General features: G+C 42.5%; 1 protein-coding gene. It reads left to right on the forward strand.

The window, feature by feature from the left end:
• The coding region (locus D4A39_RS19475; RefSeq protein ID WP_497707278.1) for a transketolase C-terminal domain-containing protein at positions 1-204 on the forward strand (204 nt) is incomplete at its 5' end.
• Between the last annotated feature and the right edge of the window lie 163 nt (positions 205-367).

Below are 367 nucleotides of genomic sequence, written 5' to 3' on the forward strand. Positions count from 1 at the left end.
GTTCATGAAGATAAAGTATTCTCCGGTTTTGGTGCGGAGCTTGCTGCTATGATTAGTGGAGAGATGTTCCGCTATCTCGATGGACCGGTGCAGCGTGTCGGTTCTACTTTTACTCCTGTCGGTTTTAATCCGATTTTGGAAAAGGAAATTTTGCCGGATGAGGCCAAGAGATACGAGGCTGCCCGGAGATTATTGGAATATTAAATAGTGTGGATTATGAAAAAGATAGGTTTATTTTATGCTACCAAAGCCGAAAGAACGAGTTGCGTGGCAGAGAAAATACAGAAAGAATTCGGTAAGGAAAAGATAGAGACAGTGCCTATTGAACAGGCTTGGCAAAATGACTTTGCTGCTTATGACTGCTTCA

It is taken from the genome of Alcanivorax profundi, from assembly GCF_003597125.1.
GTDB classification, from domain to species: Bacteria; Pseudomonadota; Gammaproteobacteria; order Pseudomonadales; family Alcanivoracaceae; genus Alcanivorax; species Alcanivorax profundi.